The organism is Cupriavidus sp. WKF15 (assembly GCF_029278605.1).
In the GTDB taxonomy this organism is placed as follows: domain Bacteria; phylum Pseudomonadota; class Gammaproteobacteria; order Burkholderiales; family Burkholderiaceae; genus Cupriavidus.
This window is the reverse complement of the sequence record NZ_CP119572.1, coordinates 3620199-3633681: the sequence shown is the minus strand read 5'-3', so window position 1 is coordinate 3633681 and position 13483 is coordinate 3620199. Positions and strand designations below refer to the sequence as shown.

The following is a 13483-nucleotide window of genomic DNA, read 5'->3' as shown; positions in this document are numbered from 1 at the left end:
ATCGGTTGTTTGGCAGGAACGGGTGGCGCGCTTGGCGCTACAACACAGGAGACTCGCTATGAAGAAGACTCGGCTCGCGGCCGCGATGGCGGCCATTGCCATGGGTGCTGTTTCGTTCAACGCCGCCGCGCAGGTATCGGGCGATACCGTCAAGATCGGCTACATCACCGACCTGTCGGGCCTGTATGCCGATATCGACGGGCAGGGCGGCGCCGAGGCCATCAAGATGGCCATCGAGGATGCGGGCGGCAAGGTGCTGGGCAAGCCCATCGAACTGGTCACTGCCGACCACCAGAACAAGGCCGACATTGCCGCGTCCAAGGCACGCGAATGGATGGACCAGCAGGGCCTGGACGTGCTGATCGGCGGTACCAACTCCGGTGCCGGGCTGGCCATGAGCAAGGTGGCCCTGGATAAAAAGCGCGTCTATATCAACGTCGGCGCCGGCTCGGCGCGCCTGACCAACGAAGAGTGCTCGCCGTACACGGTGCACTACGCCTACGACACCGTGGCGCTGGCCAAGGGCACCGCCATCCCGGTGGTGAAGCAGGGCGGCAAGTCGTGGTTCTTCCTGACTGCTGACTATGCCTTCGGCCACTCGCTGGAGAGCGATGCCGCGGCGGTGGTGAAGGCCAATGGCGGTACGGTGGTGGGTTCGGTGCGCCATCCGCTGTCGGCGTCGGACTTCTCGTCGTTCCTGCTGCAGGCGCAGTCGTCCAAGGCGCAGATCCTTGGCCTGGCCAACGCCGGTGGCGACACCATCAACGCGATCAAGGCGGCCAAGGAGTTCGGCATCACCAAGACGATGAAGATCGCCGGCCTGCTGATGTTCATCAACGACGTCCACAGCCTGGGGCTGAAGAACACCGAAGGCCTGCTGATGACCGACAGCTGGTACTGGGACATGAACGACGACACCCGCAAGTTCGCCAACCGGTACTTCAGCAAGATGAAGAAGATGCCGAGCAGCCTGCAGGCCGCCGACTACTCGGCCGTCAGCACCTACCTGAAGGCCGTGGCCGCGGTCAAGACGGATGACCCGGACAAGGTCATGGCCGAACTGAAGAAGACCAAGATCAACGACTTCTACACCAAGGGCTATATCCGCCAGGATGGCCGCGGCATTCACGACATGTACCTGATGCAGGTGAAGGCCCCGGCCGAGTCCAAGAAGCCGTGGGATTACATGAAGATCGTCGCGACGATTCCGGGCGACCAGGTCTTCACCACGGTGGCCGAGTCGAAGTGCGCGATGTTTAAGAAGTAACCGTCAGCAGCGCTGCGACGGTTTGCTCCTCTCTCCCGCCTGCGGGAGAGGGGAGATACAAACAGCAACGGATGCCTATGGACATCTTCGGAATCCCCCTTCCCGCCATGCTGTCCCAGCTCCTGCTGGGCCTCGTCAATGGCGCCTTCTATGCGATGCTGAGCCTGGGCCTGGCGGTGATCTTCGGCCTGCTCAATGTCATCAATTTCGCGCACGGCGCGCTGTTCATGCTCGGCGCGGTGCTGGCCTGGATGGGCATGGAGTACGCCGGGCTCAACTACTGGGTCATGCTGGCCCTGTCCCCGCTGGTGGTCGCGGTGCTGGGCGTGGTCATCGAGAAGACCATGCTGCGCTGGATCTACAAGCTGGACCATATCTACGGCCTGCTGCTGACGCTGGGCATCACGCTGGTGATCGAAGGCATCTTCCGTTCGATCTACGGCGTGTCGGGCTTGCCATACCAGACACCCGACGCGCTGCAGGGCGCCACCGACCTCGGCTTCATGATCCTGCCCAACTACCGGGCCTGGGTAGTGGTGGCTTCGCTGGCGGTGTGCTTCGCCACCTGGTACGTGATCGAGAAGACCAAGCTTGGCGCCTACCTACGCGCCGGCACCGAGAACCCGAAGATGGTGGAGGCCTTCGGCGTCAACGTGCCACTGATGGTGACGCTGACCTACGGCTTCGGCGTGGCGCTGGCCGCGTTCGCGGGCGTGCTGGCGGCGCCGGTGATCCAGATCTCGCCGCTGATGGGACAGAACCTGATCATCATCGTGTTCGCGGTGGTGGTGATCGGCGGCATGGGCTCGATCATGGGGTCGATCCTTACCGGCCTGGGGCTGGGCGTGATCGAAGGGCTGACCAAGGTGTTCTATCCTGAGGCATCGTCGACCGTGGTGTTCTTCATCATGGTGATCGTGCTGCTGCTGCGTCCGGCCGGACTGTTCGGGAGGGAGAAGTGATGCGTGCGGAATCCACCGTGACGATCAAGGGCGCACAGGCGAAAGAGGGCCACGGCGTGCAGAAAAAACTGTTGTACGGATTGTTGCTGCTGGCGCTGATCGTGGCGCCGATGGCTGGCGCCTACCCGGTGTTCGTGCTCAAGGTGCTGTGCTTTGCGCTGTTCGCGTGCGCGTTCAACCTGCTGATCGGCTATACGGGGCTGCTGTCGTTCGGCCATGCGGCCTTCTTCGGCGGCGCAGGCTATATCTCGGGCGAAGCCATGAAGGTGTGGGGCGTGACGCCGGAGATCGGGCTGATCCTGGGCACCGCAGGGGGCGCACTGATCGGCTACGTGGTCGGCTCGCTGGCCATCCGCCGCCAGGGCATCTACTTCTCGATGATCACGCTGGCGCTGGCGCAGATGCTGTTCTTCATCTGCCTGCAGGCGCCGTTCACGGGCGGCGAGGACGGCCTGCAGGGCATCCCGCGCGGCAAGCTGTTCGGCGTGCTGTCGCTGTCGGACGACCTGACGCTGTACTACGTGGCGCTGGCGATCATCGTGGCGGCCTTTGCGCTGATCGTGCGCACCGTGCATTCGCCATTCGGCCAGATCCTGAAGGCGATCAAGGAGAACGAGCCGCGCGCGATCTCGCTTGGCTATGATGTCGACCGCTTCAAGCTGACTGCCTTCGTGCTGTCGGCGGCGCTGTCCGGTCTCGCGGGTTCGATCAAGGCGCTGGTGCTCGGCTTCGAGACGCTGACCGACGTGCACTGGTCGATGTCGGGCTCGGTGATCCTGATGACGCTGGTGGGCGGTCTGGGCACCTTGTCGGGCCCGATTGTCGGCGCCTTCGTGGTGGTGGCGCTGGAGAACAAGCTTGGCGACATCGGCTCGTTCCTGGCCTCGGCCACGGGCATCCAGTGGTTCAACTCGCTGGGCGAGTCGGTGACCATGGTGATCGGCGCGATCTTCGTGATCTGCGTGCTGACCTTCCGCCGCGGCATCATGGGCGAACTGAACGCGCTCTTCAGCCGCAAGCAGGAGTGATCACAGGTCGACATGCCCGATATTGGGGCTAGGGTTTCTTCTAGCTTGTCCCATCTGCACCGCTTCGTTACATTTCACACACGGTTTTCGCAGGTTAGATGGAGGCGGAAGCGAGGAGACGACAGGCGCGCACCCGGTGTCGGGTAGCAGCGTTATAAATAAAGGGCGTTGCCGGGTGATCCTCGGCAACGCTTTTTTCATTCACGGGTGGTGATTGCATCACCCGCACCAATTCAGGGCGGCGATGCCGCAACGGCATCACCGCGCTTGAGGCACATGAGACAATGCGGGCTTGCTTTCCAGCACGCCATGCCGTCCGATCCCGCTTCCCCCCAATATTCCGAATTGTTCCCGCAGCACCAGGTACGCCTTGGCGTAAGCGCCGACGCACGCGTACTCGACGCCTGGCTGCAGGCTGCCGTGCCGTTGCCGGTGCCTGCGGCGCGCGCACGTACGCTGGTGCTGGAGGGACTGCTGGCACAGACGGGACAAGGGGCATGCCTGCTGGCGACCCGTGAAGGTGGCGAAATCGTCGCCTGCCTGCCGGTGGCGCTGGTCCCGAGTCTTGAGCTCGGGGGGCGCGTCGCGTGCGCTATGGAGTGGTGGTCGCCCAACGCAGCAGCAGCGGGCCCGGGCGGCCTCGATGCCTGCCTGGCGACGCTGGCCGACTGGTGCCGGGCCCACGGCATCCGCCATGTCCTGCTGGCCCCTGGCCTGGCCAGCGAGACGCCGCCGGCAGGATTCGCCCGGCATGCCAGCGGGCTCTGGCATCGCGTCCTGGTGCCGGCACCCAAGACGCTGGGCTAAGTGCCCGGCGCGCCGCGCAGCTTCCCCCTTCCTTTCGTCCTTCTTCCTCTTCTCTTCCTGCAATCATGGAGTTCGCATTCCTGGCGGTAGCCGCCTTTCTCGCCGGCCTGATCGACGCGGTGGCCGGTGGCGGCGGCCTGGTCCAGATCCCCGCGCTGTTTTCGGCCTTTCCCGGCATGCCGCCGGCCACGCTGCTCGGCACCAACAAGATAGCCTCGGTCGCCGGTACGGCCAATGCGGCGATCCGCTACGGGCGCAGCGTGCGCATCTACTGGGCGGCGACGGCGCCAGCCGTGATAGCGGCATTCGTGTTCTCGATGGCCGGTGCCTGGGCGCTGACCATGATTCCGGCCGAGCCGCTGCGCAAGGCGCTGCCGTTCGTGCTGGTGACGCTGCTGGTCTATACCGTGGCCAAGAAGGACCTGGGCACCGAGCACGCGCCATCGCTCAGCGGCGCGCGCGAGCGCGCGGCGGCGTTGCTCGCGGGCGCGGCGATCGGTTTCTACGACGGCGTGTTCGGGCCCGGCACCGGCAGCTTCCTGATGATCGTGTTCGTGCGCGTGTTCGGCTATGACTTCCTGCACGCCTCGGCTTCGACCAAGGTGGTGAACATGGCCACCAACCTCGCGGCGCTGCTGCTGCTGGCCAGCAAGGGCCATATCTGGTGGCAGCTCGGCGCGGTCATGGCCGTGGCCAACGTGGCCGGCAGCCAGGTAGGCAGCCGGCTGGCGCTTCGCCACGGCAGCGGCTTCGTGCGCAAGGTGTTCATCGTGGTGGTCAGCGCGCTGATCCTGAAGACGGCGTGGGACGCCTTCGTGCGCTGAGTTTGCCGCGCCATGCCATGCCGTGCCGTGCCGCGATGCGGGTTAATCCGGCTGGTGGCGCTAAATCGCTGTGTTAGACTCGATTCACATTCCCGACCGAGCGGTCGGGAAATGGCCCGCGGCATTTCCGGGGAGTGGTGCGGACGGGAAAGACGGGAGGAATCATCTCCTTCCTGGCAGTACGCAGGTGCCAGCGATGTGCCTGCGCTGACCCGAGGGGTCGCAAAAACAAATAGAGGCATCCGACGGCCGGGGCCGTACGGATGCCTTTCCGTTTGCAGGAACCGAAGGAGACAAGATGAACTTCAAGCGCGCCAGCCTGCTGGCCATCGCTGCTGCCGCCCTTGTTGCCGGCACTGCCAGCGCACAGGTCAAGGTAGGGGTCACGGTGTCGGCTACGGGTCCGGCGGCATCGCTGGGCATCCCGGAGAAGAACACCTTCACGCTGATGCCCAAGGAGATCGCGGGCAAGAAGGTCGAGTACATCGTCCTGGATGACGCCTCCGACACCACGACGGCCGTCAAGAACACGCGCAAGCTGATCAGCGAGGACAAGGTCGACGTGGTGGTGGGTTCCACCGTGACACCGAACTCGCTGGCCATGGTCGACATCGTGGCCGAGAACGAGACGCCGATGATCACCATGGCCGCCTCGGCCCGCATCATCGAGCCCATGGACGCCAAGCGCGCCTGGGTCTTCAAGACGCCGCAGAACGATTCGCACATGGCCACGGCAATTGCCGAGCACATGACCAACAACAACGTGAAGACGGTGGCGTTCATCGGCTTCGCGGATGCCTACGGCGACAGCTGGGCGCAGGAATTCGCCAAGGTGGCGGACATGCGCAAGATCAAGGTCGTCGCCAATGAGCGCTTCGCGCGCACCGATACCTCGGTGACCGGCCAGGTCCTGAAGATGATGGGCAGCAATGCCGACGCCGTGCTGATCGCAGGCTCGGGTACGCCCGCGGCGCTGCCGGCCAAGGCGCTCAAGGAGCGCGGCTACAAGGGCAAGATCTACCAGACCCATGGCGTGGCCAACCCCGACTTCCTGCGCGTGTGCGGCAAGGACTGCGAAGGCACCTTGCTGCCGGCGGGCCCGCTGCTGGTGGCCGAGCAGCTGCCAGACAGCAACCCCGTCAAGAAGCCGGCCATGACCTACAAGACCGCCTACGAGAAGGCCTTTGGCGGCCAGGTGTCGACCTTCGGCGGCCATGCGTGGGACGCGGGCCTGATCCTGCAGCACGCGATTCCCGAGGCGCTGAAAAAGGGCCAGCCGGGCACCAGGGAGTTCCGCAAGGCACTGCGCGACGCCATGGAGCAGACCAAGAATCTGCCGGTATCGCACGGCATCATGAACATGAGCCCGACCGACCACCTCGGCTTCGATCAGCGCTCGCGCGTGATGGTGCAGATCGTCGACGGCAAGTGGAAGCTGCTGACCAAGTAAGCGGCTTGCAGTGGCTGGACGTGTAGCAAGGGAAGGCGCATGGTGAAACCCATGCGCTTTCTTTTTTCGTGCGCATCAGTGCATTAGGGTTGCCCTGTATTTCTGCAATAGGCAACCCGTTTACCATTCCGTAATCCCAGCGCACCCAGCGCATACTCGCGCCCTGTCCGCCCCTTGGCTTGCAGGCAGATCATTTCACAACACGGGGAGACAATGGACCTTTCGATTGCCGCCATCCTGGCGCAGGACGGGATCACATCAGGCGCGATCTACGCGCTGCTGGCGCTGGCACTGGTGCTGGTGTTTTCGGTGACCCGCGTCATCTTCATCCCGCAAGGGGAGTTCGTTGCCTATGGCGCGCTCACGCTGGCGGCCATGCAGAGTGGGCATGCGCCGCAGACGAGCTGGCTGCTGCTGGTCATGGGCGTGCTGACCTTCCTGTATGAGACCGTGACCGTGCTGCGCAGCGCGGAACTGCGCCGTACGCTCGGGCGCAGGCTCGGCGTGCTGGCCGGCAAGTACCTGGTGTTTCCGCTGGTGGTGCACGGGCTGGTCCAGCAGTACGGCGCGCAGCCGTTGCCGATGCTGGCGCAGATCGCGCTGACGCTGCTGGTCATCATTCCGCTCGGGCCGATGCTGTACCGCCTTGCCTACCAGCCGCTGGCCGAAGCGAGCACGCTGGTGCTGCTGATCGTCTCGGTCGGCGTGCATTTCGCGCTGGTGGGGCTGGGGCTGGTGATGTTCGGCGCCGAAGGCTCGCGCACCGAGGCATTCTCCGATGCGCGCTTCGAAGTGGGCAGCCTCAGCATCTCGGGGCAGAGCCTGTGGGTCGTGGGGATGTCGGCGCTGCTGATCGGCGCGCTGTATTTCTATTTTGAGCGCACGCTGCAAGGCAAGGCGCTGCGCGCGACGGCGGTGAACCGGCTGGGCGCGCGCCTGGTCGGTATCGGCACCACGCAGGCGGGGCGGCTGTCGTTCACGCTGGCCGCGGCCATGGGCGCGCTGTGCGGCATCCTGATCGCGCCGCTGACGACCGTGTACTACGAGTCGGGCTTCCTGGTGGGCCTGAAGGGCTTTGTCGGCGCGATCGTCGGCGGGCTGGTGAGCTACCCGATCGCAGCACTGGGTGCGCTGCTGGTGGGGCTGCTGGAATCGTATTCGTCCTTCTGGGCCAGCGCGTTCAAGGAGGTCATTGTCTTTACGCTGATCATTCCGGTGTTGCTGTGGCGCTCGCTCACGGGCAAGCACGTCGAGGAAGAGGAGTAAGCCATGACGATGCTGACTGACAAGCAAGCCGCCGTGGGCGGCGAACGCGCCGGCAGCCGCGCCAGGCTGCAGCGCAACCGCGTGCTGACAGTGCTGTTCATCGCGGTGCTGGCGTTGCTGCCGGTGCTGCCTACGCCGGAGTTCTGGATCACGCTGGGCAACTACATCGGCCTGTACAGCATCGTGGCGATCGGGCTCGTGCTGCTGACGGGCGTGGGCGGCATGACGTCGTTCGGGCAGGCGGCGTTCGTCGGGCTCGGTGCCTACAGCACCGCGTACCTGACCACGCAGTTCGGGCTGTCGCCGTGGTTCGGCCTGCTGGTGGGACTGGTGATCACCATGGCCTGCGCGTACGTGATCGGGCTGATCACGATGCGCATGTCCGGCCACTATCTGCCGCTTGCCACCATTGCGTGGGGCCTTTCGCTGTTCTTCCTGTTCGGCAACCTGGAGTTCCTGGGCAAGTACGACGGGCTCAATGGCATTCCGGTGCTGTCGTTGTTCGGCGTCGAGCTGCAGTCGGGCCGTTCGATGTTCTACCTGATCTGGGCCGTGGTGCTGCTCGCCGTGCTGGCCGTGCAGAACCTGCTCAACTCGCGTCCGGGCCGCGCCATGCGAGCGCTCAAGGGCGGCGGCGTGATGGCCGAGGCGATGGGCGTGAACACCGCGTGGATGAAGGTCGTGGTGTTCGTGGTGGCGGCGGTGCTGGCGTGCATCTCGGGCTTTCTCTATGCGCACCTGCAGCGCGCGGTGAACCCGACGCCGTTCGGCCTGAACTACGGCATCGAATACCTGTTCATGGCCGTGGTCGGCGGCGTGGGCCACGTGTGGGGCGCGGTGCTGGGTGCCGGCCTGCTGACGATCCTCAAGGACACGCTGCAGGGGCTGCTGCCGAAGCTGCTCGGTGCCAACGGGAACTTCGAGATCATCGTGTTCGGCGTGCTGCTGGTGCTGCTGTTGCAATACGCGCGCGATGGCCTCTGGCCGTTCCTGCGCCGCTTGTTTCCGTCGGGGCCGCCGGTGCAGGCACCGCAAGCCGCCGACGCGCTGCCGGTACGGCAGAAGCCCGAGGCCGGCGAACTGATCCTCGACGTGCGCGCCGCGCGCAAGCAGTTCGGCGGGCTGGTGGCGGTGAACGACGTGAGCTTCCAGGTGCGGGCCGGCGAGATCGTCGGCCTGATCGGCCCGAACGGCGCAGGCAAGTCAACTACGTTCAACCTGGTCACCGGCGTGCTGCCGGTGACGCGCGGCGAGGTGCGCTATCGCGGCGACATGATATCGGGCCTGCCCTCGCGCGAGATCGTCAAGCGCGGCATCGGCCGCACGTTCCAGCACGTGCACCTGCTGCCGACCATGACGGTGCTTGAGAACGTGGCGATCGGCGCGCACCTGCGCGGCGACTTCCGCGCGCAGGGCGGTGTCTGCGCGGCGATGCTGCGCATGAACCGCGCCGAGGAGGACAAGCTCTTGTTCGAGGCGCGTCGCCAGCTGGAGCGCGTGGGTCTTGCGGACTGCATGTACATGGAGGCCGGCAGCCTCGCGCTGGGGCAGCAACGCATCCTGGAGATCGCGCGCGCACTGTGCTGCGACCCGGCGCTGCTGCTGCTCGACGAGCCCGCGGCGGGCCTGCGCTACAAGGAGAAGCAGGCGCTGGCCGAATTGCTGCGCAAGCTCCGGTCGGAAGGCATGAGCGTACTGCTGGTGGAGCACGACATGGACTTCGTGATGAACCTGACCGACCGCCTCGTGGTGATGGAGTTCGGCACGCGCATTGCCGAAGGCGTGCCCGAGGAGGTTCAAAAGAACTCGGCCGTGCTCGAGGCCTACCTCGGCGGCGTGGAGTAACGGTGTGGACAAGGAACGCAAGATGAGCCCGATCCTCGAAGTGAAGGACCTCCACGTCCGCTACGGCAAGGTGGAAGCGTTGCACGGCGTGAGCCTGAAGGTGGATGCCGGCAAGATCGTGACCGTGATCGGCCCCAATGGCGCAGGCAAGTCGACCATGCTGAACGCCATCATGGGCGCGCTGCCCGTCACCGGCTCGGCCACTGGCACCGTCAGCTATCTCGGCCACGATATGGCCGGCATCCCGGTGGAAGGGCGCGTGGCGCGCGGCATGTGCCTGGTGCCGGAGAAGCGCGAGCTGTTCGCGTCGATGACGGTGGAAGACAACCTGCTGCTTGGCGCCTTCCGCCGCAAGCGTGCGCGCGAGAAGAATTTCCTGGATCAGATGGACGTGGTCTACGACCTGTTCCCACGCCTGCGCGAGCGCGCGCGGCAGGACGCCGGCACGCTGTCGGGCGGCGAGCGCCAGATGCTCGCGGTGGGCCGTGCGCTGATGGCCAAGCCGCAGCTGCTGATGCTCGATGAGCCGAGCCTCGGGCTGGCGCCGCTGATCGTGAAGGAGATCTTCCACATCATCAGCAACCTGCGCCAGACCGGCGTGGCGACGCTGCTGATCGAGCAGAACGCGCGCGCGGCGCTGCAGGTGGCGGACTACGGCTATGTGATCGAGACCGGCGATTTGGCGATGGAAGGACCGGCGGCGGAACTGGCCAGCAATCCGAAGGTGATAGAAACCTACCTGGGGCTGGCGAAGAAGGCGGCGTGAATCGCAGGATTAGTTGATTGATGAATAGTTCGGCCCGCGTTTGCGGGTCTTTTTATTTATCGGGTGGATGTAACCCGGATCAAAGCCCCTGCGTCATCCAAGAATATTCGGATGAAAGATGTTTGTGACTATCTAGTCGAACGAAAAATCTTTGCGGTGAATAGTTGCTGAATGGGCACAGAGTTTTCATTCATTTAATGAATTCCTCTTACCATTAATTTGAGAAGATCATCTCTCAGGCGAATGATCATCGCCGACAGCTTGCGCTGAGTCCTGTGCCGCCGTTTCCAACAGCCATTCTCGGAAGCACCGCAGAGCAGGATGATCGCGCCGTTCCCTGGGTGTGCAAAGAAAGTAGCCGCGCTGCAGCCGTATTGGAAGATTGAAGGGTGCTACCACGCGTCCGGAGGCCAGTTCGTCATGCAGCAGGCAGCGCTGCAGCACGGCCACGCCCATGTCGGCGCGCACCGCCTGGATCAGGATCGACACTTGATCGAAGCCGGTTGATAGCGTTGGCGCAGCGTTGGGTACGCCTGCCGCCCGCAGCCAGTTCTGCCAGTTGGTGGGGGCGGTGGTGTGGTAGAGCAGGGGTTCTTTGAGCAGTTCGGCCGGCTCCTTCCAGCGCCCGGCGGCGTGCCGCTGGCGCGCCCGTTCGGGATGGCAGACCGGTACCATTTCATGTCCCACCACATAGTCCACCTGCAGGCCGGGCCACTTGCTGGCCTCGCCGGCCAGCACCGCCGCATCGGGCACTGCGCCTGAGAAGTCCTCATCGCGACGGTAGGGCACGAAGTCGAGCCGGATTTCCGGGTGCCGCCGATGGAACTCGGGCAGCCGGGGCACCAGCCAGACGCTGGCGAGCGTCGGGACAACGGACAAGGTGAGGTGGTGGCTGCGGTCGCCGGCGCGCAGTGCCGCACTGGCATTCTCGATGGCGGCCAGGGGACCCGCCACCGCATCCAGCAATTGCTGCCCGGCGCCGGTCAGCATCAGGCGATGCGCATTGCGCTGGATCAGCGGCTGACCGAAGTGCTCCTCCAGCCTGGCAATGGCGCGGCTGATGGCCCCTTGCGTGACGCATAGCGTTTCGGCCGCACGGGTGAAACTGCCCAGTCGTGCGACGGCGGCGAAAGCATGCAGCTCGGACATGGAGGGGGAATGCAGCCGCATGGGTCGGGGACGTCGAGGATGAACTTTGGTAATGCGAAGGTGCAATATAGTCGTTTGCCTCGCATGGGTAAACGGTCGACACTCGGCGCTCATTGCACACCATAAAACAGGAGAAAGCCCATGACCCGAGTCCGGATGTCGCGCCGCCAACTCATGCTGTCCGGCGCCGCGGCTGCCGCCACGCTTGCTTTTGCCGGCAGCGCCCTTGCCCAGGCTCCCTATCCCAGCCGCCCCATTCGCCTGATTGTGCCGTTCGCGGCAGGCGGCTCGACGGACCTGTCGGCACGCCTGGTGGCGGAGTTCGCCGGACGTGAGCTGGGCCAGCCCATCGTGGTCGAGAACAAGGGCGGGGCAGGGGGCTCGGTGGGCATGGAGCAGGTCGCCAAGGCAGACCCGGACGGCTACACCATCGGCATGGCCACGGTCAGCACCCATGGCTCCAACCCGGCGGTCTTTCCCAAGCTGAAGTACGACCCGATCAAGGACTTTGCCCCCGTAACCAATGTGGTGGCGGTCCCGAGCGTGTTTACGGTGCATCCGAGCGTACCGGCCAAGACCATGCAGGAATTCATTGCCCTGGCCAAGGCCAACCCGGGCAAGTACACGATTGCCTCGCCAGGTGTCGGCTCCCTGGGCCACGTGAATATCGAGTACTTCATGATGCTGGCCAAGATCAAGCTGCTGCACGTGCCATACAAGGGCGCCGGGCTGGGGCTCAATGATGCCGTGGCAGGGCAGGTCAATGCGATCAGCGACAACCTGTCATCCGCGCTGCCCCACGTGAAATCGGGCCGGTTGCGCGCGCTGGCCGTGCTTGGCCCGAGCCGCTCGCCGCAACTGCCGAACGTACCCACTTATGCGGAGCTGGGCTTCAAGGAGATGGGCGATGGCGGCTGGTTCGGCATTGTGGCGCCGGCCGGGACGCCCCCGGCCATCGTCAACCGGCTGAACCAGGCGATCCACAAGGCCATGCAGAACCCCGAGTTCAAGCGGAAGGTGGAGGAGTCGGGCGGCACGCTGGTGCCGAATACGCCGGAGCAGTTCAAGGCACAGATCCAGCAGACCATGGCGCGCTATGCGCGCGTGGCCAAGGCTGCCAACATCCAATTGGACTGAAGCATGGCTGAAGCAATGGAATCGGAAGTCATCGCGCCGTTCACGCTGGCTTTGCCGGAGGCCGAGGCCCTGCCACTGGTGTGTGACTCGCCGCACAGCGGCACCGTCTACCCGGCCGACTTCGGCGCTGCCGTCGCACCCGAGCGCCTGCGCGCTGGCGAGGACACCCACGTCGATGCGCTGTGGGAGGCGATCCCCCGGGTGGGCGGCACACTGCTTGCCGCAACCTTTCCGCGTGTGTACATCGATCCGAATCGCATGCTGGATGACATGGATCCGGAGCAGTTGGACGGGCCCTGGCCGACGCCGCTCGCACCGGGCGAGAAAACCCGTCTGGGCTACGGCCTGATCTGGCGAAATATCGACGCCGCGACGCCGATCTACGACCGCAGGCTCGCAGTAGCCGAAGTCCGGTCCCGTATCGACCACTACTACCGGCCCTATCATGCGGCGCTGGCCGAGGCAGTGGAGGGTGCCCACCGCCGCTTCGGCGCAGTCTGGCACCTGAATCTGCACTCGATGCCGAACAACGCCTATGAGCGGCTCAAGATCCAGAGCCCGCACCCGCTGGCGGATTTCGTGCTGGGAGACCGGGACGGCAGTACCTGCGAACCCGGGCTGGTCGATCTGGTGGAAGCCGAGCTTCGTAGGATGGGTTATACCGTCGCGCGCAACGACCCGTACAAGGGCGTGCAACTGATCGCCCAGATCGGGCGTCCGGCAGAGCGACGCAACAGCCTGCAGATCGAAATCCGGCGCCCGCTTTATATGGATGAGCAGACGCGTGAGCGCAATGATGGTTTTGCTGCCCTACAACGGGATCTGACGTTGTTGACGCTGCGAATTGCTGAGTACGTGCGGCGGCAAATCTAGGGTTGTTCCACGTGAAACATCCGGCCGGGCCTTGTGCCCGGCCTTTTTGTTTCACGTGGAACACACTCGGCGTCAATCGGGTATCGCAAGCGTCATGTTTCACGTGAAA

Annotated in this window: 12 protein-coding genes; 11 read left to right on the top strand and 1 reads right to left on the bottom strand. The window is 64.7% G+C overall.

Annotation, left to right across the window (positions count from 1 at the left end):
• Nucleotides 1–58: 58 nt before the first annotated feature.
• The 9 genes from CupriaWKF_RS16930 (at nucleotide 59) to CupriaWKF_RS16890 (ending at nucleotide 10215) form a co-directional block, all read left to right on the top strand.
• Nucleotides 59–1267 carry an ABC transporter substrate-binding protein gene (locus tag CupriaWKF_RS16930; protein ID WP_276098941.1) on the top strand — a complete coding sequence of 403 codons (1209 nt, stop codon included), beginning with the start codon at nucleotides 59–61 and terminating at the stop codon, nucleotides 1265–1267.
• A 77-nt stretch (nucleotides 1268–1344) separates the two neighbouring features.
• Nucleotides 1345–2229: a branched-chain amino acid ABC transporter permease gene (locus tag CupriaWKF_RS16925; RefSeq protein WP_211946071.1), complete on the top strand. Its 885-nt coding sequence runs from the start codon at nucleotides 1345–1347 to the stop codon at nucleotides 2227–2229.
• Nucleotides 2229–3257, top strand: coding sequence for a branched-chain amino acid ABC transporter permease (locus CupriaWKF_RS16920; RefSeq protein ID WP_276098940.1), 1029 nt, complete (start codon nucleotides 2229–2231; stop codon nucleotides 3255–3257). Before CupriaWKF_RS16925 ends, CupriaWKF_RS16920 begins: the two co-directional genes overlap by 1 nt.
• A gap of 309 nt (nucleotides 3258–3566) precedes the next feature.
• Complete coding sequence (locus CupriaWKF_RS16915; RefSeq protein WP_276098939.1) at nucleotides 3567–4064, top strand: hypothetical protein; 498 nt, start codon at nucleotides 3567–3569, stop codon at nucleotides 4062–4064.
• A gap of 65 nt (nucleotides 4065–4129) precedes the next feature.
• On the top strand, nucleotides 4130–4888 hold the full coding sequence (locus CupriaWKF_RS16910; RefSeq protein WP_276098938.1) for a TSUP family transporter: 759 nt from the start codon (nucleotides 4130–4132) through the stop codon (nucleotides 4886–4888).
• Nucleotides 4889–5186: 298 nt separating this feature from the next.
• Nucleotides 5187–6338: an ABC transporter substrate-binding protein gene (locus CupriaWKF_RS16905; protein ID WP_276098937.1), complete on the top strand. Its 1152-nt coding sequence runs from the start codon at nucleotides 5187–5189 to the stop codon at nucleotides 6336–6338.
• A gap of 213 nt (nucleotides 6339–6551) precedes the next feature.
• A complete protein-coding gene (locus CupriaWKF_RS16900; RefSeq protein WP_276098936.1) occupies nucleotides 6552–7604 on the top strand; it encodes a branched-chain amino acid ABC transporter permease in 1053 nt (350 codons plus the stop codon).
• A gap of 3 nt (nucleotides 7605–7607) precedes the next feature.
• Nucleotides 7608–9449: an ATP-binding cassette domain-containing protein gene (locus tag CupriaWKF_RS16895; RefSeq protein ID WP_276098935.1), complete on the top strand. Its 1842-nt coding sequence runs from the start codon at nucleotides 7608–7610 to the stop codon at nucleotides 9447–9449.
• A 22-nt stretch (nucleotides 9450–9471) separates the two neighbouring features.
• A complete protein-coding gene (locus tag CupriaWKF_RS16890; RefSeq protein ID WP_276098934.1) occupies nucleotides 9472–10215 on the top strand; it encodes an ABC transporter ATP-binding protein in 744 nt (247 codons plus the stop codon).
• Between the two features lie 228 nt (nucleotides 10216–10443).
• Here the strand turns inward: CupriaWKF_RS16890 and CupriaWKF_RS16885 are convergent, their stop codons facing one another.
• Nucleotides 10444–11385: a LysR substrate-binding domain-containing protein gene (locus tag CupriaWKF_RS16885; RefSeq protein ID WP_276098933.1), complete on the bottom strand. Its 942-nt coding sequence runs from the start codon at nucleotides 11383–11385 to the stop codon at nucleotides 10444–10446.
• A 120-nt stretch (nucleotides 11386–11505) separates the two neighbouring features.
• Here CupriaWKF_RS16885 and CupriaWKF_RS16880 point away from each other — a divergent pair, with 120 nt between their 5' ends.
• Both CupriaWKF_RS16880 and CupriaWKF_RS16875 read left to right on the top strand, forming a co-directional pair.
• Nucleotides 11506–12501, top strand: a complete 996-nt coding sequence (locus tag CupriaWKF_RS16880; RefSeq protein ID WP_276098932.1) for a tripartite tricarboxylate transporter substrate binding protein BugE — start codon at nucleotides 11506–11508, stop codon at nucleotides 12499–12501.
• 3 nt (nucleotides 12502–12504) lie between these two features.
• Nucleotides 12505–13374 carry an N-formylglutamate amidohydrolase gene (locus CupriaWKF_RS16875; protein ID WP_276098931.1) on the top strand — a complete coding sequence of 290 codons (870 nt, stop codon included), beginning with the start codon at nucleotides 12505–12507 and terminating at the stop codon, nucleotides 13372–13374.
• Nucleotides 13375–13483 lie beyond the last annotated feature (109 nt).

Excerpts from the sequence above, each read along its gene's own strand:
- CupriaWKF_RS16885 (WP_276098933.1), bottom strand. The coding sequence starts at position 11,385 with ATGCGGCTGCATTCCCCCTCCATGTCCGAGCTGCATGCTTTCGCCGCC.
- CupriaWKF_RS16925 (WP_211946071.1), top strand. The coding sequence starts at position 1,345 with ATGGACATCTTCGGAATCCCCCTTCCCGCCATGCTGTCCCAGCTCCTG.
- CupriaWKF_RS16875 (WP_276098931.1), top strand. The coding sequence starts at position 12,505 with ATGGCTGAAGCAATGGAATCGGAAGTCATCGCGCCGTTCACGCTGGCT.
- CupriaWKF_RS16900 (WP_276098936.1), top strand. The coding sequence starts at position 6,552 with ATGGACCTTTCGATTGCCGCCATCCTGGCGCAGGACGGGATCACATCA.
- CupriaWKF_RS16910 (WP_276098938.1), top strand. The coding sequence starts at position 4,130 with ATGGAGTTCGCATTCCTGGCGGTAGCCGCCTTTCTCGCCGGCCTGATC.
- CupriaWKF_RS16930 (WP_276098941.1), top strand. The coding sequence starts at position 59 with ATGAAGAAGACTCGGCTCGCGGCCGCGATGGCGGCCATTGCCATGGGT.
- CupriaWKF_RS16915 (WP_276098939.1), top strand. The coding sequence starts at position 3,567 with ATGCCGTCCGATCCCGCTTCCCCCCAATATTCCGAATTGTTCCCGCAG.
- CupriaWKF_RS16890 (WP_276098934.1), top strand. The coding sequence starts at position 9,472 with ATGAGCCCGATCCTCGAAGTGAAGGACCTCCACGTCCGCTACGGCAAG.
- CupriaWKF_RS16880 (WP_276098932.1), top strand. The coding sequence starts at position 11,506 with ATGACCCGAGTCCGGATGTCGCGCCGCCAACTCATGCTGTCCGGCGCC.
- CupriaWKF_RS16905 (WP_276098937.1), top strand. The coding sequence starts at position 5,187 with ATGAACTTCAAGCGCGCCAGCCTGCTGGCCATCGCTGCTGCCGCCCTT.
- CupriaWKF_RS16920 (WP_276098940.1), top strand. The coding sequence starts at position 2,229 with ATGCGTGCGGAATCCACCGTGACGATCAAGGGCGCACAGGCGAAAGAG.
- CupriaWKF_RS16895 (WP_276098935.1), top strand. The coding sequence starts at position 7,608 with ATGACGATGCTGACTGACAAGCAAGCCGCCGTGGGCGGCGAACGCGCC.